We start from the raw sequence: 19,897 nt of genomic DNA, 5'->3' as shown, positions 1-19,897 counted from the left end.
GTGAAACATTAGCGCATCCGCTCGCCGGACCCACATTCGGGGACACGCCGGACGTAGGCTCCGAGCCATCGGCACGACACCCGAGGGCAACCCGAAGGAGCAACGATGCTCGCGTACGAACGGACCGGCAGCGGGGAGCCGCTGCTCCTGATCCATGGCATCGCGCACCGCCGGCAGGCGTGGGCGGGGGTGGTGGAGCGGCTGGCCGACGAGTTCGAGGTGATCACCGTCGATCTGCCGGGACACGGTGAGTCGCCGGCGTTCGATCTGGCGGGACGTACGGTGCGGGAGGCGGTGACGGCGGAGCTCCATGCGCTGCGCAGCGAGCTCGGGGTCGAGCGGCCGCACGTCGCGGGCAACAGCCTCGGTGGGCTGCTCGCGCTGGAGATGGGCGATGCGGGGCACGCGCGTACGGTGACGGCGCTCTCCCCCGCCGGGTTCTGGATGAACCGCGTCGACTACCTCTACGTGCGGGGCCTGTTCGCCGGCATCCAGGCGGTCGCGCGGCCGCTGGCGCCGGTGGCGGGGACGGTGCTGCAGTCTCGGGTGGCGCGTACGGTCACGATGAGCCCCTTCTTCGCCCACCCGGAGCGGATCGACCCGGCGGTCGCGGCCGCCGACACGGCCAACATGGTCGCCTCGCGGGAGGGGATCAAGACGTTCTTCAGCGGTGTCTACCGCTACGACTACCCCGGGCCACCCGAGCCCGACGTCCCCACCACGATCGCCTGGGCATCGCGCGACCTCACCCTGCTCCCCTACCAGGCCAAGGTGGCCGCGCGTCGGCTTCCGCACGCGAACCACCGCTGGCTGGCGGGGTGCGGCCACGTACCGATGAACGATGACCCCGACCTGGTGGCCGAGGTCATCCGCGAGACCGCTCGTACGCAGCCGCGCGGCCAGCAGGTCGCCTAGCAGGTCGCCTACCCGCGCGCGGCGAGGATCCCGCGCGGGTCGAAGGCGACCCGGATCTCGGTGATCCGCCCGTCCTCGACGCGCATCCAGTTGGCGGTCGGGGCGGGCTCGGCGACGGTGGTGTGCAGGTCGAACCAGGTGATCACACTCGGCCCCTCGGCGAGCCGCTCCTTCACCTCGATCCTGTCGAGCACCTGCGCCATCCCCTCCAGGCCGGCGACGCACTCGTCGGCGCCCTCGATGGTGGCGAGCGGGCCGGCGAAGCTCACCTCGTCGGCGAGCAGCGAGCGCAGGCGGGCGAAGTCGCGCTCCTGCCAGGCGGTGAAGTACGCCTCGGCGAGCTCGGCAGCGGATGCGGTCATCGGGTCTCCTCAGTCGGTCCGGTTTTCACCACCCAGCCTGACCGGGATCGATCCAGCACTCAAACAGATAGTTCTGCTGGTTGCTAGCATCAATGCTTATGGAGATCGGACAGCTCCGCTACTTCGTCGCCGTCGTCGACCACGGCTCGTTCACGGCCGCGGCGCAGCGGCTCCACGTCAGCCAGTCGGGCATCAGCGCCCAGCTCGCCAAGCTCGAGCGCGAGCTCGGGCACGACCTGCTCGTCCGGGGGCCTCGCAGCGTACGGCTCACCCATGCCGGCGAGACCCTCCTCCCCCGCGCCCGCGAGGCGATCCGGGCGATCGAGGGCGTGCGGCAGAGCGCCGACGAGCTGAGCGACCTCATCCAGGGCCACGTACGCCTCGGGATGATCGCCGGCTGCACGATCCCCGGCTTCCTCGACGCCGTCGCCACCTTCCACCGGGAGCACCCTGGCGTCGGCGTCGAGCTCGTCGAGGACACCTCCGACCGCCTCCAGCGACGTACGTTGGCCGGCGAGCTCGATCTGAGCCTGATCTCCCACGCCGGACCCGTCATCGACGGCCTGGCCACGAAGTCGGTCAGCGACGAGCGGCTCGCGGTGATCACGCCGGCCGGTCATCGCCTCGCCGGCGCCCGGCCCCGGCTCGCCGACCTCCACGCGGAGACGGTGCTGTGCATCCCACCCGGGACCGGCGTACGGACGGCTCTGGAGCAGTCATGCGCCCAGGCCGGGGTGGAGTCGAAGGTCGACCTGTCAGGGTCGAATCCAGAGACGCTGCTCGGGCTCACCGCGCGCGGGCTGGGGGTCTGCGTGCTGGCCGAGTCGATGGCGGCCGGGACGGATCTGGTCGCGACGCCGATCGTGGACGCAGAGGTGCGCGCCGGGCTGGCGCTGGTGATCCGGGAGGGCGACCAGCAGCGCGCCACCCGCCGGCTCCACGGCCTGCTTCAGGCGGCGCTGACCTGAGGGTGGCGCAGCCCGGGGTGGTCCTCGGGCAGGGAGCGGCGCAGCACGAACCAGCTCACCAGCAGGCAGAGCGCGACCAGGGGCCAGCTGAGCGCGACCCGGGCGATCGCCAGGGCGACCACGTCGCCGGACCACCACAGCGGGCCGAAGATCGCGACCCGGATGACGTACTGACAGACCCAGACCCAGCTCGCCAGCGCATATCCGCGCAGCAGGACGGGATCGCGGCGCCAGGCACCGCGCTGGCGCAGCACCAGGCCGACGACCACGCCGAGCAGCGGCCAGCGGAACGCGATGCTGACCACCCACACCAGGGCGCTGGCCGCGTTGGCCGCGAGCTGGACCACGAAGAAGTCCTCTGCCCGCCCCGTACGCAGCGCGATCATCGCCGCGACCGCGACCCCGGCCACGCCCAGCAGCACGGCGCGCGGCTTGCGGCCCTTGCGCCACTGCCAGACGGCCACGAGCGCGGCCAGGCCGAGCGCCACCACCGTCGCAACCCACAGCTCCCCGCTGACCAGCCAGCCGGCCACGAAGGCGACCGGCGGCACCGTGGCGTCGATGGCGCCGCGGGCTCCTCCGAGGAGGTCGGCCAGGGTCTCGGCGTCGTCGTCGCGGCGGTCGGTCGTCGTCACGCGAGTAAGGGTAGCCTTACTAGCAAGTGGCATGACGTCTCGGGCTGCCGAAGTGACGCCCCGCCCGGCCGAGGTGACGCCTCGGCCTGCGGGGGTGACGGCTCGGCAAAATTTCACCGGGAGGGCAACCGGGCGACGTACCCCGGCCATTCGGCGCCGATTGGCTCTGAGCGCCGCTGCTCGGGCACGCGGAGACGGCTTATCTCACGCGGAGGTTTCAACGTGTCACACGAGCACCACTCCCACTCGCACGGGCCAGACGGTCACCACCACGCCCACGAGCACGGCCACGAGCACGGCCACTCCCACTCTCACTCCCACGAGGTCGACGAGATCACCCTCGCCGCCTCCTCGGACGCGTCCGACAGCGACCTGCGTCCCGCCGAGGTCTCCCGGCGCAACCTGCTCCGCGCCGCCGGCATCGCAGGTGCCGTGACCGCCGGGATGGCGGGCATGACCGGCGTGACCCCGGCGATGGCCGAGACCGCGACCGCCACCGCCCGGACCGGCAACCGGGCCACCATCCGGCACTGGCTCGCCGGCGACCACCACATCCACACCCAGCACAGCTCGGACGCGATGTACCGGGTCATCGACCAGGCGCAGCACGGCGCGGCGTACGGCCTGGACTGGCTGGTCATCACCGACCACGGCGGCGCGACCCACGCCAAGCTGGGCGTCGAGCTGGTCAACCCCGACATCGTGGCCGCGCGCAAGGTCCTCGAGGACACCCTGATCTTCCAGGGCCTGGAGTGGAACATCCCGGCCGCCGAGCACGGCACCGTCTTCGTCGCCCCGGGCGCCCACGAGGTCGCGGTGCTCAAGCAGTTCGAGAACGACTACGACGGGTCCGTCAAGGGCGCCAGCGGCAACTCGCCGGAGAACGAGGCGCTCGCCGTCGCCGGAATCCAGTGGCTCGGCAAGCAGGTCGACAAGCGCCGCGTCGCGGACGCCCTCTTCCTGGCCAACCACCCGGCCCGCAACGGCATCGACAGCCCGCACGAGGTGCGCGGCTGGCGTGACGCCGACCCGCGGATCGCGATCGGCTGGGAGGGTGCACCCGGCCACCAGGCAGCCGGTCTGCCCGCCGGCTACGGTCCCGGCAGCGCCCGTGGCTACTACGGCAACGGCCCGGGTCCGAACTCCTTCCCCGGCTACCCCGCCGAGTCCTACCGCTCCTGGGGCGGCTTCGACTGGTTCACCTCCACGGTCGGCGGCCTGTGGGACTCGCTGCTCGCCGAGGGCAAGCCGTGGTCGATCAGCGCCAACTCCGACTCGCACGTCAACTGGGGCGACACCTCGCGCCGCCCCGACGGTTCGGACTCGGCGTACTTCAACGCCAACGGCCGCTACGGCGACCCGGTCTACGCCGGCTCGGTCAACAACACCGCCGGTGACTTCTGGCCGGGCTACTACAGCCGCACCCACGTCGGCGCCACCGAGCGCAGCTACGGCGCGGTCATGAAGGGCCTGCGCAACGGCCGCGTCTGGGTCGACCACGGCGCACTGGTGAAGTCGGTCGACGTCCGCGTCGTCTCCTCCGACGGCGGCTCGGAGAGCCTCGGCGGCACCCTGAAGGCGAAGAAGGGCAGCCGGATCTCGCTGGTCGTCACCATCGCTGCCCAGGACGTGCCGAACTGGTCGCAGTTCATCCCGTCACTCAACCGGGTCGACGTGATCCGGGGCGCGGTCGACCCGACGTACGTCTCGGACCGCGACACCTGGAAGGCGCCCGACACTAAGGTGATCGAGCAGACCGACACCTCGGGCCGCACCGGCACCTTCCAGCTGCGCTACGACCTCGGTCGCGTCGAGGAGGCGTTCTACGTACGCGTCCGCGGCACCGACGCCAACCGGTCCCAGCCCGGCTACCTCGGTGCGAGCGTCGACCCGGCCGGTCCTGCGATCGACATCGTCGGCGACGCCGACCCGTGGGTCGACCTGTGGTTCTACACCAACCCGGTCTGGGTCGTCCCGACTCGATGACCACCCTGGCCGTCGACGCCGACGCCCGGGATCTCGCCGGCGCCGAGCACCTCGTCCACCGCCTGGACGAGGTGCTCGGCGCGGGCCGGCCCGAGGACGCGTACGTCATCAGCACCCATGTCGTGCGCGAGCCGACCGCCCGCTTCGTGGCCGTCCTGGACTGGCCCGGCGGCCCGGCGGTCGAGGAGCTGACCGCGCTGCTCGCCGACCGGCTCCCCGATGCGTACGTCACCCTCGGCTCCCCCGCGATCGGCGAGGCGGAGGCCCGGACCGCCGGCCGCCTGGCCCGCTACCCCGGCCGGACGAGTATCGAGACCGTCACCACGGTGGCCGCGGTCGAGGCCGGCAGCGTCGTCGACGCCGTCGAAGGGCTGGCCGGGATCGACCTCGAGCCGGGGGACACCCTCGACCTCACCGGGTTCGCGCGGCCGGTGTGGCGCGAGGGGCGCTGCGTGCTCCTGGTCCAGCGGGCCGCCGCCGGTCTGGTGCCGTTCGAGGCCCGCCACCAGATCCCCTGCTGCTCCGACCACTGAGACCAACCGAGAGACCTCAGACCGACGCGGAACCCCGCGGCAGCGGCGCCTCCCAGTGGCGCCACATCGCCAGCAGCCGCCACCCGGAGCAGGTCACGAACGCGACCGCCATGGCGAGCGTCGCGGGTATCCCGGCGTAGAGCCCGAAGGCCGCGACCGCGGCGCCGGCGAAGGCCGGGATGGCGTAGAAGACGCTGCGGCGCAGGATGATCGGGACCCGTCCGGCGAGCACGTCGCGGATCGCGCCGCCACCCACGCCGGTGGCCAGGCCCATGATCGCGGCCGCGAGCGGGGAGAGCCCGAAGTCGAGCGCCTTGACGGCGCCGGCGATGACGAACAGCCCCAGCCCGAGGGCGTCGAAGACGTTGACCATGGGCTCCAGGCGGCCCAGCGCGGGGTGGAAGAAGAACGTCAGCAGACCGGCCGTCATCGGCACCACGAGGTAGCGCCAGTCGGAGAGCGCGGCGACCGGCGTCGCGCCGATGGCCATGTCACGCAGGAAGCCGCCGCCGAGGCCGGTGACGCAGGCGAGGACGATCACGCCGAAGATGTCGAGCTCCTTGCGGACCGCCATCAGGCCTCCGGAGAGCGCGAAGACGAAGCACCCGACCAGGTCGAGCACGAGAAGGGTCAGCGACTGTTCCACTGCCAAATGGTCGCCTCGTTGGTCCCGAAAACCCCAAATGCCACGGCCTCGCGGCATGGGCACCCCATACGATGACGGTCAGTGGCGTAGGGTCGTCACAACCGTTTCTAGAATTGAGAAGAGGATGTCGGCCGAAGGATTGCCTTTGACTCCGGGCCAGCTCGAAGAGCAGGCACCGGATGAGGTTGGTCCCGTCCTTCTGCGGCTCATCTCGGTCAGTGACGATGGTCTACGCATGCTTCTCGTCGATGACGAGGATCGTGAATACACCGCCGACATCGACGACCGTCTCCGTGCAGCACTCGAGGCTGTGTCGACCCGCCGATCGGAGCAAACCGTGAACAAGACCCCGAGCAGCAGCCTGCGGCCCCGTGACATTCAGACCCGTATCCGTGCGGGCGAGAGTGCCGAGGAGGTCGCCGCTGTCGCCGGCACCACGGTCGAGAAGATCTTGGCCTTCGCCGGTCCCGTCCTCGCCGAGCGCGAGCACATGGCGCAGCGTGCCCAGCAGGCTTCCGTACGCCGTCGGCCCGGTGAGGCCGCCAGCACCGCCCGCACCCTGGGCGAGGCCGTCAGCGCCCACTTCCAGACGATGTACGTCGACCCCGATTCGGTCAACTGGGACTCCTACCGGCGTCCCGACGGGCGCTGGAAGCTCACCGGTGAATACGAGACCGCCGAGCGCTCCGGCATCGCCGAGCTGACCTACGACGCCCCCGGCAACTACGTCGAGCTCGACAACGACGACGCCCGGTGGCTGACCGGCGAGAAGCTCGAGGCCGCTGCGCCCGAGCCGGAGCCGGTCGTCACCGACGACATGCTCGCCGCCCGCCGGCGCCGCGCGAAGAGCCCGGCCCCGGCCGCACCGGCCACCCCTCCCCCGGCTCCCAAGCCGGTCCCGGCGGCCAAGACCGCGAAGCCGGACCCGGTCGATGTGGACACCCCGCTCGAGGCCTTCCTGGGCGACGAGAGCCCGACCGAGAAGCAGACAGCGGTCCCGGCCGAGCCGGAGCCCGTCGCCGAGCCGGCAGCCGCCGAGGCAGAGCCCGCCGAGGAGGCTCCGCAGAAGCCCGCCAAGAAGGCGTCCTCGCGCCGCAAGCGCGCCTCGGTGCCGAGCTGGGACGAGATCATGTTCGGCGGCGGCAAGCAGGACTGACAGACTCCTCACACCACGTTCACGGACCGGCCATCGGCCGGTCCGTGATGCGTTGGGGAGCCGACCGACCAGTGTCGGGCTGGGGTCGGTCGGCGTTCATGCGCCACCGATGAAGTGAGTGGAGGCAAGCACTTCCACCTTTCTCGGAGGCCCCCGATGCTCCTGCCCGAATCGCTGAGCCGACGCTCCCTCCTCTCCGGCACCGCCTCGACCGGTGTCACCGCAACCGCCGCCATGCTGCTCGGCACCGGCTCGATCCCCGCCGACGCCGTGTCCGTCAAGACCGCCAAGCCGCTCTCCGGCTACCCGTTCACCCTGGGCGTCGCCTCCGGCGACCCGCTCCCCAACTCCGTCGTGCTCTGGACCCGCCTCGCCCCCGAGCCGCTCGCCGCCGACGGTCTCGGCGGCATGCCGCAGGAGCCGGTCAAGGTCCGCTGGCAGGTCGCGGAGGATCCCCTCTTCCGCAAGGTCGTCAAGGCCGGCACGGTCACCGCCACCCCGAACTTCGGGCACTCGGTCCACCCCGAGGTGTGGGGCCTGCGCCCCGGCCGCGACTACTGGTACCGGTTCATGGCGGCCGGCGAGGTCAGCCAGACCGGTCACACCCGGACAGCCCCGGCGTACGGCTCCCCGCTGGCACGGATGAGCTTCGCCTTCGCCTCCTGCGCGCTCTACAGCCACGGCTTCTACACCGCCTACCGGCACCTGGCGGACGAGGACGTCGACGTCGTCTTCCACCTGGGCGACTACCTGTACGAGTCCGGCGTCACCGCCGAGAACAACTGGCGCCGGACCACGGTCGACCCCTCGCTGGCCGGAGAGACCCTGGACCTGGCGCGCTACCGCCAGCAGTACGGCCTCTACAAGTCCGACCCGGACCTGATGGCCGCCCACCAGTCGCACGCGTTCGTGGTCGCCCCCGACGACCACGAGATCGAGAACAACTGGGCCGACGAGATCCCCGAGGAGCGCAGCCAGTCGCAGGGCGCGCTGTGGATGCCGCGGCGTACGGCTGCCTTCCAGGCCTACTACGAGCACCTGCCGTTCCGGGCCAGCTCGCTGCCCGACGGACCGGACATGCAGATCTACCGGAACCTGCGCTACGGCGACCTGGTCGACTTCAACGTGCTCGACACCCGGCAGTACCGCGACGATCAGGCCTACGGCGACGGCAGCGACCCGGCCAGCCCGGAGCTGACGCCGGACATCTACGACCCGTCGCGCTCGATGATGGGGCTCGAGCAGGAGGCGTGGCTGCAGCGGAACTGGCGGCAGTCGACCGCCCGCTGGCAGGTGCTCGCCAACCAGGCGCCGATGGCCGAGACGGACCTCGACGAGACCGAGGCCAAGACCCTCTACATGGACCCGTGGGACGGCTACATCGCCAACCGCAACCGGCTCCTCGAGGGCGCCCGCACCAGCGGGATCGAGAACCTCGTGGTCATCACCGGCGACCGCCACCACAACTACGCCAGCAACCTGCTGGCCGACTACGACGACCCCGAGTCGGCCGTCGTCGGCAGCGAGTTCGTCGGCACCTCCATCGCCAGCGGCGGCGACGGCGCCGACATGACCACCGGCGGCGAGAGCCTGCTGCGGGCCAACGACCACCTGAAGTTCTTCAACAGCCAGCGCGGCTACGTACGCGTCAGGGTCACGCCCGACGAGCTCTCCAGCGACTTCCGGGTCGTGCCGTACGTCGAGCGCCGGGGTGCCCCGATCTCCACCCGCGCGACCTACGTCGTCGAGAACGGTCGCCCCGGCGTCCAGCTCGACACCCAGAACGCGGCCGTCGGCACGAAGTACGCCGACGTGCCCATGCCGACGCTCAACCGCTGACCGCTGGTCGAGCCGCCGGAGCCGCTAGGCGAAGGCGTGTCGAGACCAACACAGTCCCGTCGAGCGCCGACAGGACTGTGTTGGTCTCGACACGCTCGGCCGCAAGCGGCCTCGCGGCTCGACCAGCGGAGCGGCTCGACCAGGGGGTGTCAGCCGAACGGCAGGGGCTCGGGCACGAGGGAGACGGACTTGGCCCGGGCCGCCGTGAGGCGGCGGCGGTGGTGCTGGCGGCAGAGGACCTCGTAGGAGACCGCGCTGGGGGTGGTGCCGGATTCACGGTCGGTGTCGCCGACGACGACCTGGTCACCCTCGGTGACCATGACGCCGTCCTCGACCCGGGCGTTGTGGGTGGCCCGCTTGCCGCACCAGCACAGCGCCTCGACCTGCAGCACCTCCGTACGGTCGGCGAGCTCGACCAGACGGGCGGCGCCCGGGAAGAGGCGGGTGCGGAAGTCGGTGAGGATGCCGAAGCAGAACACGTCGATCTGCAGCTCGTCGACGATCTTGGCCAGCGCCTCGATCTGCTCGGGGGTGTAGAACTGGGCCTCGTCGCAGATGAGGTAGTCGACCCGGGCGCCGTGGGTCAGCGCATCGACGGCGTGGCGCCAGAAGTCGAAGTCGTCGGTGACCTCGATCGCGTCGTGGGTCAGGCCCAGGCGAGAGGTGACCACCGCCTCGCCGGAGCGGTCGTGGACGGTGAAGATCAGCCCCACCCTGCCGCGAGCCGCGTGGTTGTGGTTGGTCTGCAGCGCGAGAGTCGACTTCCCCGCGTCCATCGTCCCGGTCCAGAAGGTCAGCTCAGCCACTCGCCGAAGCCTAGTGGTCCGCGCCGCGGCCCGTGGCAGGACCCTCGTCGCTGGACCTGCTCCGCCGATAGTGGCGCGCGACCCGTGCCCGGTTGCCGCAGCCCGCGGAGCACCACTCGCGCCGCGGGTGGTCGCGTACGAAGTAGAGGACGCAGCCCGGGCCGCCGCACGCCTTCAGCTCGTGGGGTGCCTGCCGGGTCAGCACCTCGGATCCGTCCAGCGCGATCAGGTTCAGCTCCCGCTGCAGGCCGGAGCCGTCGGTGAGCCACTCGCGCACGTAGCCGCCCTGCGGGCCGTGGCGCAGGACGGGCGCACAGTGGGAGACGAACTCGTTGAGCACCGCGAGCGCCGCTTCGGTGCTGAGCCCCTCCGAGACGCTGTGCGGCCGGCTGTCGCCGGTCACCTCCGCGGCCAGCCGGCGCAGGGCGTCCCGCAGCGCCCGGGCCCGGCCCAGGTCGTGCTCGTCGAGGTCCTGGTGGCGGCCGAGCCCGGCGTCCTCGGCCCAGGCCTGGAGGTGCGCCACGCTCTCCAGCGAGTCGTGCACGGCCGTCCGGTCGGCCCAGATCGTGTTCATGAGGCGTACGGCCGCGGGCTGGGTCGGATACAGCACCGGCACCTGCAGCTCCACGGCCGTCCCCTCCGTCGTCGAACTCATCTCGATCTAATGGTCAGTCTAGGCTTCAGCCGTTACGCCGCCGCCACGGGCGATGGCCAGCTGGGCCTCGAGCTCGCTGATCCGCTCGGTCAGCTCCGCGACGGTGTTCCGGGCGACCGCCAAGGGCACCAGCTGCGGGATGTGCTGCTTGCAGTTCCAGTCGTACGCCTCGACGTCGATGAGGATCCCGCGCTCGACCTTCGCCGAGCTCCCGGCCAGAGCCAGCGACTCGACCAGCTCGGGATCGTCCTCGGGCTCGACGACCCGCGCGCGACCGAAGATCTTCATCCTGGCCTGCAGCTGGTAGTCGATCAGGAACAGCGAGACCCGCTCGTCGTGGTCGAGGTTGCCACGGGTGATGTACTGCCGGTTGCCCCGGAAGTCGGCGAAGCCCAGGGTGATCTCGTCGATCACCTTCAGGAACCCGGGAGGCCCGCCGCGGTGCTGCATGTAGGGCCAGCCGGTCTCGCTGACCGTGGCCAGGAAGAAGCTGTCCCGCGACGAGATGAACGCGGCCTCGCCCCGCCCGATCCGGTCCGGCACGCTCTCGCCGTCCGCCATACGTGCGTACGCCGCCGCACTCCCGTGGATCGCCTGATGCTCGGTCACCAGCGGCGTGAACGCGACCTGTCCGTAGTGCCCGGTCATCGCCGGCCCTCGACTCCGTGCTCACCCATGACACACCCCTTCCCGCCGGATACGACGAGTCATCACTAATGGATACTTAGGTTGTAACCATTAGAGACGGGGTTCATTCCCCTAGGAGACCAGCAGTGGGATGAGCATCTCGTCGGGCGTCAGCGAGCCGTGCAGCCCGACCAGCGTCGTCTCGTAGTTGAACAGGCTCGTCGAGACCACCGCGTGCTCGCCGTGCGAGGCGACGATGACGTCGCCGAGCCGCGGCAGCACCGACGGGGTGACCGGCCCGAACCAGCCGCGACGGATCGCGGTCTCCCGGGTCATCACCTCGGCCTTGTCGCCCAGCTTCTCCGACCAGGTCGCGACCACGTCGTCGACCGCGCCGCGCGAGCAGTAGAGGTGGCGGAACCGGGCCTCGCCGCCGACCAGCGCGACACCGTCGCGGAGCTCGGGGAAGTCGTCGATGTCGGTGCGGGAAGCCGCAGGCGAGTCGACCATGCCGTGGTCGGCGAGCACCAGCAGTCGTACGGACGGGTCCAGGGCGTCCCGCAGCTGCTCGGCCTCGGCGTCGATCATCGAGAGCTGCTGGAGCCACGGCGAGGAGGCGACCCCGTACTTGTGGCCGGTCCAGTCCAGATCGCCGTCGTAGAGGTAGGTCAGCGACCCCGGCACCCGCGAGAGCGCGACCGCCGAGGCGATCCGCTCCCCCACCCGGTCGGCGCCGACGAACTCCGCGCCCCGGTGGGCGGCGATGGTCAGCCCCGAGCCGCCGAAGGCCCGCTTGTTGATGACCGTGACCGGCACCCCGGCCTCGCCCAGCCGCTGGAAGACGGTCTGGTTGGGCTGCCACTCGACCGGGTCGACGTCCTTACGCCACTGCAGGGCGTTGAGGAGGTGCTCGGTGCCGGGGATGCGCGAGGTGTAGCCGACCAGCCCGTGACCACCGGGCGTCAGCCCGGTCCCGAACGAGGTGAGGCTGGTCGCCGTCGTCGACGGCACCCCGGCCGTACCTGCCTCCTGGTCCTCGCTCAGCGAGGCCAGGAAGGGAGCCGCGTGCGCATAGCGCCGCAGCAGGTTGGTGCCCATCCCGTCGACCAGGAAGACGACGTACGCAGCGGCGGACGGCAGCTCGAGACCGGATCGCGCCTCGGAGGTGCCCAGCGGGATGCCCATGGCGGCGGCGACCGCCGGCAGGACATCACCCAGTGAGCGCTCCCCGTAGGCGGGCGCGAGAAACCCGGTCACCTGCTCACCGGTTGTGGGTGCGAGCCGAGAGCGATTCTGCGAAGGAGAGCAGGCGGGCGACCGAGTCGTGCCCGTCGGCGGCAGCCGAGACGCGCAGCGAGAAGTCGTCGGGGGTGAGGACGCCGGTGTAGCCGTGGTCGGCGTCGCAGTTGGGGTCCGAGCAACCCGCGGGCTCCAGGTCGACGCGGTTGACGCCACCCCACCCGATGGTCATGACGACCTCGGCCGGCTTGCTCGATCCCTTGGTCGGGTTGGTGATCATCCGGGTCACCACGACGGAGTTGACGGAGTCGATGCGCACGGCCTCGGTCGAGGTCGAGGTGTAGGGCTCGGGCAGCAGGTCGTCGCCGGCGTGCTCGTCGGTGTGGGCCAGGATCAGCCGGGTCGGGGTCAGCACCAGCACGGAGAGGTGGCGGCGCACCTCGTCACGGTCGAAGGTCGGCTCGTGGTGCAGGAAGAAGGAGGACACCTTCTCCCCCGCCACGGCGGACGCGACGCAGTCGGCCACCACCTCGGGGTAGTAGCCGGTGCGGTCGATCTCTGCGCGCAGATCGTCGGCGCGGTCGAGATCATCGGTGCGGGTGCTCATACACCCATCCTTCCACGGGCCGCCACGGGCCGCCTAGCCAGGCAGCGTGTCCCCGACCGCCGGGTTGAGGCGGCGTACGAACCAGTCCGAGCGGGGATCGGCGACCAGGTCGACGCGGGCGCTGGCGGTCAGGACAGCGGAGTACTCCTGACCGACCAGGACCAGGGACAGGTCGAGCGAGGAGATCTGGGGCAGGTCGTTCTGCAGCTGGGCGACCTTGAGGACGAGCCGCTCGATCTCGTCGACGTCGACCATGTCGCCGCCGCGGTACCCGAAGAGCAGCGGCGCGGCCTTGATCTCGCGCACCATCGAGGCCGCGTCGCGCTGGGACAGCGGCGGGATCCGGTAGGCACGGTCGGCCAGCAGCTCGGTGATCGCTCCGGCGATGCCGAAGGAGACGACGGGCCCGAACAGCGGGTCCTCCATCGACCGGATCGCGACCGGCACACCCGGCGGCGCGGTGCGCTGCACCGCGAACCCGCCCGTGTCCGGCGGGATCCGGCTGGTGATCAGCTCCCAGGCCTCGGTCATCTCCTCGACGTCGTCGATGTTGCGTACGACGTGGGCCTGGTCGGGCCGCTCCCGGACGCTCTCGACGGTCGCCTTGAGCACGACGTCCCAGCCGAGGTCCTCGGCGGCGGAGATCGCCTCCTCGAGGGTGGTGACCTTGTGGGTCTTCCACAGCTTGATCCCGTACGCCGCCAGCACCATCCCCAGGTCCTCGCGGCTCAGGTCGCCGCCCGAGGGTCGCGCGGCGAGCACGTCGGTGACGATCTTGCGGGCCGTACGCGGGTCGCACTCCTCCGCGCTGAGCCACGGGATCTCGCCGTCGGCGGTGCGCAGCCACACGGCGTACTCCACGACCTTGGCCAGGGCGCGTACGGCCGACTCCACCGAGGAGTAGGACGGCACCGAGCCGCGACCGGCGGTCGACCCGGCGACGTCGGGGACCCTCAGGAGCTCGGGGACACCCTCGGCACCGAGGAAGCTGGTGACCAGCGGCTTGTCGGACTGCTCGCCGACCGCGGCGAGCACGTTGGCGATCTCCTCGCCGGAGACGTTGAGCGGCGGGATGTAGACCGAGATCACCGCGTCGACCTCGGGGTCGTCGATGGCCGCGTCGAGCGCGTCCTCGAAGTCCTCCGCGGAGGGTTCGGTGGGCAGCGGGACCTGCTTGTTGACCTGCAGACCCACCGAGACGGCGGCGTCGGCGGCCAGCAGGCCCAGGGCGTCGGAGTTGCCGACGATGGCCACGCGGCGTCCGCGCGGGAGCGGCTGGTGGGCCAGCAGCTGGGCGACGTCGAACATCTCGTCGAGGGTGTCGACCTGGATGATCCCGGCCTGGCGGAACATCGCGTCGACCGCGGCCGGCGGGGCGCTGATCTTGCGGACCGCGTGGCCCATCGGCACACCCTGGGTGGTGCGGCCGGAGCGGACCGCGACGATCGGCTTGCGCTGCGAGACGCGACGCGCGATGCGGGAGAACTTCCGCGGGTTACCGATGGACTCGAGGTACATCATCACGACCTCGGTCGAGACGTCCTCCTCCCAGTACTGGAGGAGGTCGTTGCCGGAGACGTCGGCGCGGTTTCCGGCGCTGACGAAGGTCGAGAGGCCGAGTCCGCGGTTGTTGACCTTCTCCAGGATCGCCGAGCCGAGCGCACCCGACTGGCAGAAGAAGCCCGCACGTCCGCGCGGCGGCATCGTCGGCGCGAGGCTGGCGTTGATCTTCACCTGCGGGTCGGTGTTGATGACGCCGAGCGCGTTGGGCCCGATCAGCCGCAGACCGTAGGAGCGGGACAGGTTCACCAGCCGGCGCTGCCGCTGGCGGCCCTCCTCGCCGGTCTCGGCGAAGCCGCTGGAGATGACCACGAGCCCGTGCACGCCCTTGGCGGCACAGTCGAGCACGACGTCCTGCACGGCGTCGGCGGGCACCGCGACGATCGCCACGTCGACGTCGTCGGGGATGTCCTGGACGCTCTTGTAGGCCGGCATCCCGCTGACCGCGCTGGAGCTGGGGTTGACCATGTAGACCCGGCCGGTGAAGTCGCCGATCACCAGGTTGCGTACGAGCGCCTGGCCGACGGTCTCCTGCCGCCGGCTGGCGCCGATGACCGCGACCGAGCGCGGGTTGAAGAAGCGGTGGATCGAGGCGGCCTCGGCCTCGTGCTCGCGCAGCGCGAGGCGGCCGACCGCGGTGTCGGTGACGTCGATCCCGAACTGCAGCGAGATGACCCCGTCCTCGTAGACGCTGGCCACCTTGTAGCCGGCGTCGCGGAAGGTCTGGATCATCCGCGCGTTGTCGGGGAGGACGTCGGCGGTGAACTTGGTGACCCCGCGCTCGCGTCCCGCCTGGGCGAGGTGCTCGAGCAGGATCTGCGCGATCCCGCGGCCCTGGTAGTCGTCCTCGACCAGGAAGGCGACCTCGGCCTCCCCGGGCTTGACCACGTCGTAGCGCCCGACCGCGATCATCCGGCCTCTGAGCGTGAGGATGAACGCCACCCGGTCCTTGTGGTCGACCTCGGTGAAGCGCGCGACGTCCCGGGCCGAGAGGTGCGGCATCGGCGAGAAGAAGCGGTAGTACTTCGACTCGTCGCTGACCCGGTGGTCGTAGAAGTCGACCAGCAGGTCCTTGTCCGCCGACCTGATCGGCCGGATGTGTGCCGTCCGCCCGTCGCGCAGCAGCACGTCCGCCTCCCAGTGGGAGGGGTACGGCGGGGTCTGCTGCGCGGTCACGAGAGAAATCTAGCGGTTGGCCCCAGGTCGACGCTCATGGCAAGCCGTGCGAAATCGTCACGAGAGCTCGAGAGCGCTCGCAAGCCGCCGCCACTCGGGCAGCGGCAGCTCGGAAGGGCCGCGCTCGGTGAGCACCTGGACCAGCACGTGGTCCGCTCCGGCGTCGCGGTGGGCATGCAGACGGGCCCGCACGGCGTCCTCATCGCCCCAGGCGGCGCCCAGGTCCACCCAGCGGTCGCTCCCCTCGCCCTCGAAGTCTTCCGGCACGAGGCCGTAGTCCCGCAACGCGCCGGTGTAGTTGGGCAGACCGAGGTACATCGACAGCCGCTGCCGCGCGACAGCGCGAGCGCGTGCCGGGTCCGTCTCGAGGACGACCTTCTGCTCGGCGGCCAGCAAGGGCCCCGCTCCGAGCACGGCGCGTGCGTGCGCGGTGTGCTCCGGCGGCATCAGGTAGGGGTGCGCGCCGGCCGTGCGGTCGCCGGCCAGACCGAGCATGCGCGGGCGGAGGGCAGCCAGCAGCCGGCCCTCCTCCGGGACCGTGCCCGCAGCGTCGAGCTCGTCGAGGTACGCGACGGTTCGGCTGTACGGCTTGACGTACGTGTGCTCGCCGACCTGCTGAGCATGGCTGTTGCCGAGACCGAGCACGAACCGACCACCGTACGCCGCGTCGAGCTCTGCATAGCGGGCCGCCACCGCGGTCGCAGGGTTCTCCCAGATGCTCACGATCCCGGTGACGACGAGCAGGTCGGTGCTGCCGGCGAGCAGGGCCTCGTGCACCGCGAACGGCATCGACGAGGACCCGACCCAGATCGCGCCGTAGCCCAGGCTCTCCACCTCGGCCGCGACCTCACGCGCCCGGCCGAGGTCTGTCCACTGCCGCGCACCGGTCCACACCCCGTAGGACGTCAGCCGCTTCTTGAGCTCGTCCACCTTCTGCTGGTCGGGCATGCAGAACTCCCTCCGATCGACTATGTTCGACGGTGATCGAACATCCCAACCTTGTACGACGGAGATCGAACATGTCAACCGATTCCCGGCCCCCGGCGGCCGACGCAGAGCTCCAGCGCGCTCTCGACGCGGTCGGCGACCCCGTACGACGCTCGATCCTGCGGCAGCTGGCCGCGGCCGATCCGTGGACGATCGCGTGCGGTCAGTTCGACCTCCCCGTGGGGAAGTCGACGCTGACCCATCACTTCAGGTCCCTCGTCGAGGCAGGTCTTCTCGAGCAGCGCGACGAGGGCAACCGGCGGATGAACCGCCTGCTGCGCGACGAGTTCGACCGCCGGTTCCCCGGGCTGCTCGACCTGGTGCTCGATCAGTGACGCACGACGTTGGCGCGGTCGCGCTCGTTGAGCACCCGCCAGCCGTCGTAGTCCCAGTTCCGCGCCAGCTTCTGGGCGTGCTTGGGGGCGTCGCCCTCGTGGTTGCGGAGGACGAGCTCGCGCACGGCGAACTCCACCGCCTCCTGGGGCGTGGCCGCGCCGGAGATCCGCTGGACCTCCGCGAGCAGCTCGGTGTCGAGCTCGATCTGGGTGACAGCCATCTTCAAGCACCTCCATGTGCGTTGAACCGGTGACTCCTGGGCGGTTTGACCTACACAGCCAATGTACGCGGATGTGCGGCGTACGAAAGGGCTGCGTGCCTCGGATCGGAGCCTAAATCGGCACAGTCGGCGAGCCCGGTGTCGCGTTCGCACAGGGATTCGAGACAATGCCCCTTATGGCACGCGGCAAGACCACCCAGGATCTCCCCGACGACTTCGAGGAGCACATCCTCGACACCGACATCGGGGAGGAGATGCGCTCCTCGTTCCTGGAGTACTCCTACTCCGTCATCTACTCCCGGGCGCTGCCCGACGCCCGCGACGGCCTCAAGCCCGTGCAGCGCCGGATCCTGTTCACGATGAACGACATGGGAGTGCGTCCCGACCGCGGCCACGTGAAGTGTGCCCGCATCGTCGGTGAGGTGATGGGCAAGCTGCACCCGCACGGTGACGGCGCGATCTACGACGCCCTCGTGCGGATGGCGCAGCCGTGGGCGATGCGGCTGCCGATGATCGACGGGCACGGCAACTTCGGCTCCCCCGGCGGTGACGACCCCGCTGCGGCGATGCGTTACACCGAGGCCCGGATGGGCCCGGCCGCGCTGGCGATGACCGACGACATCAAGGAAGACACGGTCGACTTCCGCCCCAACTACGACTCGCGGGAGATGGAGCCGAGCGTGCTCCCCGCCGCGATCCCCAACCTGCTGGTCAACGGTGCCACCGGCATCGCGGTCGGCATGGCCACCAACATGGCCCCGCACAACCTGGTCGAGGTCATCGCCGCCGCCCGCCACCTGATCAAGCACCCGGGCGCCGAGCTCGACACGCTGATGAAGTTCATCCCCGGTCCCGACCTCCCCACCGGCGGCACCATCGTCGGCCTGGACGGGATCCGGGATGCGTACGAGACCGGCCGCGGCTCCTTCAAGATCCGCGCCACGACGCGGATCGAGACGTTCGGGCGCCGCAAGGGCATCGTGATCACCGAGCTGCCGTTCAACATCGGCACCGAGAAGATCATCGAGCGGGTCAAGACGCTGGTGCAGTCCAAGAAGATCCAGGGCATCGCCGACCTCAAGGACCTCACCGACCGCCAGCACGGCACCCGCCTGGTGATCGAGGTCAAGAACGGCTTCGTGCCCGAGGCCGTCCTCGAGCAGCTCTACAAGATGACCCCGCTCGAGGACTCCTTCGGCATCAACAACGTCGCGCTCGTCGACGGCCAGCCGCGCACGCTCGGCCTCAAGGAGCTGCTCGAGGTCTTCCTCGGCCACCGCTACGACGTCGTCCGCCGGCGTTCGCAGTTCCGCCGTGACAAGGCCGCCGACCGGCTCCACCTGGTCGACGGCCTCCTGATCGCGATCCTCGACATCGACGAGGTCATCCAGCTGATCCGCGCCTCGGAGAACGCCGGTGAGGCGAAGGACCGATTGATGTCGGTCTTCGACCTGAGCCAGCCGCAGGCGGAGTACATCCTCGACATGGCCCTGCGCCGGCTGACGAAGTTCTCCAAGATCGAGCTCGAGAAGGAGCGCGACGAACTGCAGGCCACCATCGAATACCTCGACTCGATCCTCGGCGACGACGAGATGCTCCGCAAGGTCGTCTCCGACGAGCTGGGCGAGGTGGCCAAGACGTTCGGTACGCCACGCCGCACCGTGCTCCTGGCGTCGGCCGGGACCCCGGCGCTGGAGGCGATGACCCTCGAGGTCGCCGACGACCCGTGCTTCGCGATGCTCTCCTCGACCGGGCTGCTGGCCCGCTCCTCCGACGCCGAGCCCTTCACCACCGGCTCGGCGCGCGCCAACCACGACGTGATCGTCTCGGTGGTCCCGGCGACCGCGCGCGGCCAGATCGGCGTGCTCACCTCCCGCGGCCGTCTCGTACGTCTCGGGGTGCTCGACCTGCCGGCGATGCCGCCGACCCACGGTGACCCCAACCTGTCCGGTGGTCTGCCGCTGTCCGCGCTGCTCTCGCTGGAGTCCGACGAGCGCGCGCTGGCGCTCACCACGCTGGCCACCGACGGGCCGGGCATCGCGCTCGGCACCCGCCTCGGTGTGGTCAAGCGGGTCAACCCCGAGGTGCTGCTCAACAAGGACGAGTGGGAGGTCATCAAGCTCGCCGACGGCGACGAGGTGGTCGGCGCGGCCCAGCTGCGCACCGGCACCGAGTCGCTGGTCTTCGTCACCTCCGACGCCCAGCTGCTCCACTTCCCGGCCGACGCGGTGCGGCCGCAGGGCCGCAGCGCCGGCGGCATGGCCGGCGTCCGGATGGCCCACGGCTCTCGCGTCGTCTTCTTCGGGGTCGTCGCGCCCGACGCTCCGGAGGGCGCCGCGGTCGTGACCGTCGCCGGGTCGTCCTCGGCTCTGCCCGGGACGGAGACCGGCAGCGTGAAGACCACGCCGTTCAGCGAGTTCCCGGCCAAGGGCCGGGCCACCGGCGGCGTACGCGCCCACCGGTATCTCAAGGGCGAGGACACCCTCGTCTTCGCGTGGGTCGGCGCCGCTCCCCCGCTCGCCGCGGCCTCCTCGGGTGCGCCGATCGACCTGCCCGAGATCGACCCCCGCCGCGATGGCTCCGGGGTGCCGCTCGAGCAGCCCATCGACGCCGTGGCCGGGCCCGTAGCCAACAGGTGACGCCC

19 protein-coding genes are annotated in these 19,897 nt (G+C 70.8%); 8 read left to right on the top strand and 11 right to left on the bottom strand.

Features of this window, described 5'->3' with window-relative positions; translation table 11 throughout:
- The first annotated feature begins 105 nt into the window (after positions 1–105).
- Positions 106–915 carry an alpha/beta fold hydrolase gene (locus ACWZJV_RS25255; protein WP_008361713.1) on the top strand — a complete coding sequence of 270 codons (810 nt, stop codon included), beginning with the start codon at positions 106–108 and terminating at the stop codon, positions 913–915.
- Positions 916–923: 8 nt separating this feature from the next.
- Here the strand turns inward: ACWZJV_RS25255 and ACWZJV_RS25250 are convergent, their stop codons facing one another.
- Complete coding sequence (locus ACWZJV_RS25250; protein ID WP_457179272.1) at positions 924–1,277, bottom strand: nuclear transport factor 2 family protein; 354 nt, start codon at positions 1,275–1,277, stop codon at positions 924–926.
- Between the two features lie 98 nt (positions 1,278–1,375).
- Between ACWZJV_RS25250 and ACWZJV_RS25245 the strand changes: the two genes are divergently transcribed.
- A complete protein-coding gene (locus tag ACWZJV_RS25245; RefSeq protein WP_457179271.1) occupies positions 1,376–2,245 on the top strand; it encodes a LysR family transcriptional regulator in 870 nt (289 codons plus the stop codon).
- On the opposite strand, the gene ACWZJV_RS25240 is transcribed toward ACWZJV_RS25245, so the two are convergent.
- On the bottom strand, positions 2,227–2,880 hold the full coding sequence (locus tag ACWZJV_RS25240; RefSeq protein ID WP_008361716.1) for a DUF3159 domain-containing protein: 654 nt from the start codon (positions 2,878–2,880) through the stop codon (positions 2,227–2,229). The genes ACWZJV_RS25245 and ACWZJV_RS25240 overlap by 19 nt on opposite strands.
- Before the next feature lie 222 nt (positions 2,881–3,102).
- On the opposite strand from ACWZJV_RS25240, the gene ACWZJV_RS25235 reads away from it, so the two are divergent.
- Together ACWZJV_RS25235 and ACWZJV_RS25230 are read left to right on the top strand one after the other, a co-directional pair.
- The gene (locus ACWZJV_RS25235; RefSeq protein WP_457179270.1) at positions 3,103–4,866 is read left to right on the top strand and encodes a histidinol-phosphatase; all 1,764 of its coding nucleotides are present in this window, start codon (positions 3,103–3,105) and stop codon (positions 4,864–4,866) included.
- On the top strand, positions 4,863–5,399 hold the full coding sequence (locus tag ACWZJV_RS25230) for a hypothetical protein (RefSeq protein WP_457179269.1): 537 nt from the start codon (positions 4,863–4,865) through the stop codon (positions 5,397–5,399). The genes ACWZJV_RS25235 and ACWZJV_RS25230 overlap by 4 nt, the downstream gene beginning before the upstream one ends.
- A gap of 16 nt (positions 5,400–5,415) precedes the next feature.
- Here ACWZJV_RS25230 and ACWZJV_RS25225 read toward each other — a convergent pair whose 3' ends face one another.
- Complete coding sequence (locus ACWZJV_RS25225) at positions 5,416–6,045, bottom strand: trimeric intracellular cation channel family protein (protein ID WP_008361723.1); 630 nt, start codon at positions 6,043–6,045, stop codon at positions 5,416–5,418.
- Here ACWZJV_RS25225 and sepH point away from each other — a divergent pair.
- Together sepH and ACWZJV_RS25215 are read left to right on the top strand one after the other, a co-directional pair.
- On the top strand, positions 5,948–7,201 hold the full coding sequence (sepH, locus tag ACWZJV_RS25220) for a septation protein SepH (protein WP_457179268.1): 1,254 nt from the start codon (positions 5,948–5,950) through the stop codon (positions 7,199–7,201). The two genes, ACWZJV_RS25225 and sepH, sit on opposite strands and share 98 nt — an antisense overlap.
- A 156-nt stretch (positions 7,202–7,357) precedes the next feature.
- Positions 7,358–9,040, top strand: a complete 1,683-nt coding sequence (locus tag ACWZJV_RS25215) for an alkaline phosphatase D family protein (protein WP_457179267.1) — start codon at positions 7,358–7,360, stop codon at positions 9,038–9,040.
- A gap of 149 nt (positions 9,041–9,189) precedes the next feature.
- On the opposite strand, the gene ACWZJV_RS25210 is transcribed toward ACWZJV_RS25215, so the two are convergent.
- The 7 genes from ACWZJV_RS25210 to ACWZJV_RS25180 form a co-directional block, all read right to left on the bottom strand.
- Positions 9,190–9,846 carry a thymidine kinase gene (locus ACWZJV_RS25210; RefSeq protein ID WP_457179266.1) on the bottom strand — a complete coding sequence of 219 codons (657 nt, stop codon included), beginning with the start codon at positions 9,844–9,846 and terminating at the stop codon, positions 9,190–9,192.
- A 10-nt stretch (positions 9,847–9,856) separates the two neighbouring features.
- Positions 9,857–10,501, bottom strand: a complete 645-nt coding sequence (locus ACWZJV_RS25205; RefSeq protein ID WP_457179265.1) for a CGNR zinc finger domain-containing protein — start codon at positions 10,499–10,501, stop codon at positions 9,857–9,859.
- Positions 10,502–10,519: 18 nt separating this feature from the next.
- Positions 10,520–11,149 carry a pyridoxamine 5'-phosphate oxidase family protein gene (locus tag ACWZJV_RS25200; RefSeq protein ID WP_457179264.1) on the bottom strand — a complete coding sequence of 210 codons (630 nt, stop codon included), beginning with the start codon at positions 11,147–11,149 and terminating at the stop codon, positions 10,520–10,522.
- A gap of 111 nt (positions 11,150–11,260) precedes the next feature.
- Positions 11,261–12,385 carry an alkaline phosphatase family protein gene (locus ACWZJV_RS25195; RefSeq protein ID WP_008361735.1) on the bottom strand — a complete coding sequence of 375 codons (1,125 nt, stop codon included), beginning with the start codon at positions 12,383–12,385 and terminating at the stop codon, positions 11,261–11,263.
- A 4-nt stretch (positions 12,386–12,389) separates the two neighbouring features.
- Positions 12,390–12,974: a DUF5998 family protein gene (locus ACWZJV_RS25190; protein ID WP_008361736.1), complete on the bottom strand. Its 585-nt coding sequence runs from the start codon at positions 12,972–12,974 to the stop codon at positions 12,390–12,392.
- Between the two features lie 33 nt (positions 12,975–13,007).
- Positions 13,008–15,710: a bifunctional acetate--CoA ligase family protein/GNAT family N-acetyltransferase gene (locus tag ACWZJV_RS25185; protein WP_008361737.1), complete on the bottom strand. Its 2,703-nt coding sequence runs from the start codon at positions 15,708–15,710 to the stop codon at positions 13,008–13,010.
- A gap of 57 nt (positions 15,711–15,767) precedes the next feature.
- Entirely contained in the window at positions 15,768–16,658 is an 891-nt protein-coding gene (locus tag ACWZJV_RS25180; RefSeq protein WP_457179263.1) for a TIGR03620 family F420-dependent LLM class oxidoreductase, read from the bottom strand.
- 71 nt (positions 16,659–16,729) lie between these two features.
- Here ACWZJV_RS25180 and ACWZJV_RS25175 point away from each other — a divergent pair, with 71 nt between their 5' ends.
- Positions 16,730–17,032 carry an ArsR/SmtB family transcription factor gene (locus tag ACWZJV_RS25175; protein WP_008361739.1) on the top strand — a complete coding sequence of 101 codons (303 nt, stop codon included), beginning with the start codon at positions 16,730–16,732 and terminating at the stop codon, positions 17,030–17,032.
- On the opposite strand, the gene ACWZJV_RS25170 is transcribed toward ACWZJV_RS25175, so the two are convergent.
- Complete coding sequence (locus ACWZJV_RS25170) at positions 17,026–17,253, bottom strand: type II toxin-antitoxin system VapB family antitoxin (RefSeq protein ID WP_008361740.1); 228 nt, start codon at positions 17,251–17,253, stop codon at positions 17,026–17,028. The genes ACWZJV_RS25175 and ACWZJV_RS25170 overlap by 7 nt on opposite strands.
- Before the next feature lie 176 nt (positions 17,254–17,429).
- On the opposite strand from ACWZJV_RS25170, the gene ACWZJV_RS25165 reads away from it, so the two are divergent.
- Positions 17,430–19,892, top strand: coding sequence for a DNA gyrase/topoisomerase IV subunit A (locus ACWZJV_RS25165; RefSeq protein WP_457179262.1), 2,463 nt, complete (start codon positions 17,430–17,432; stop codon positions 19,890–19,892).
- The last annotated feature ends 5 nt before the right edge of the window (positions 19,893–19,897 follow it).

This window comes from Nocardioides sp. WG-D5 (assembly GCF_054031175.1).
The sequence above is the reverse complement of the archived record's forward strand: the minus strand, read 5'-3'. Positions and strand labels throughout refer to the sequence as shown.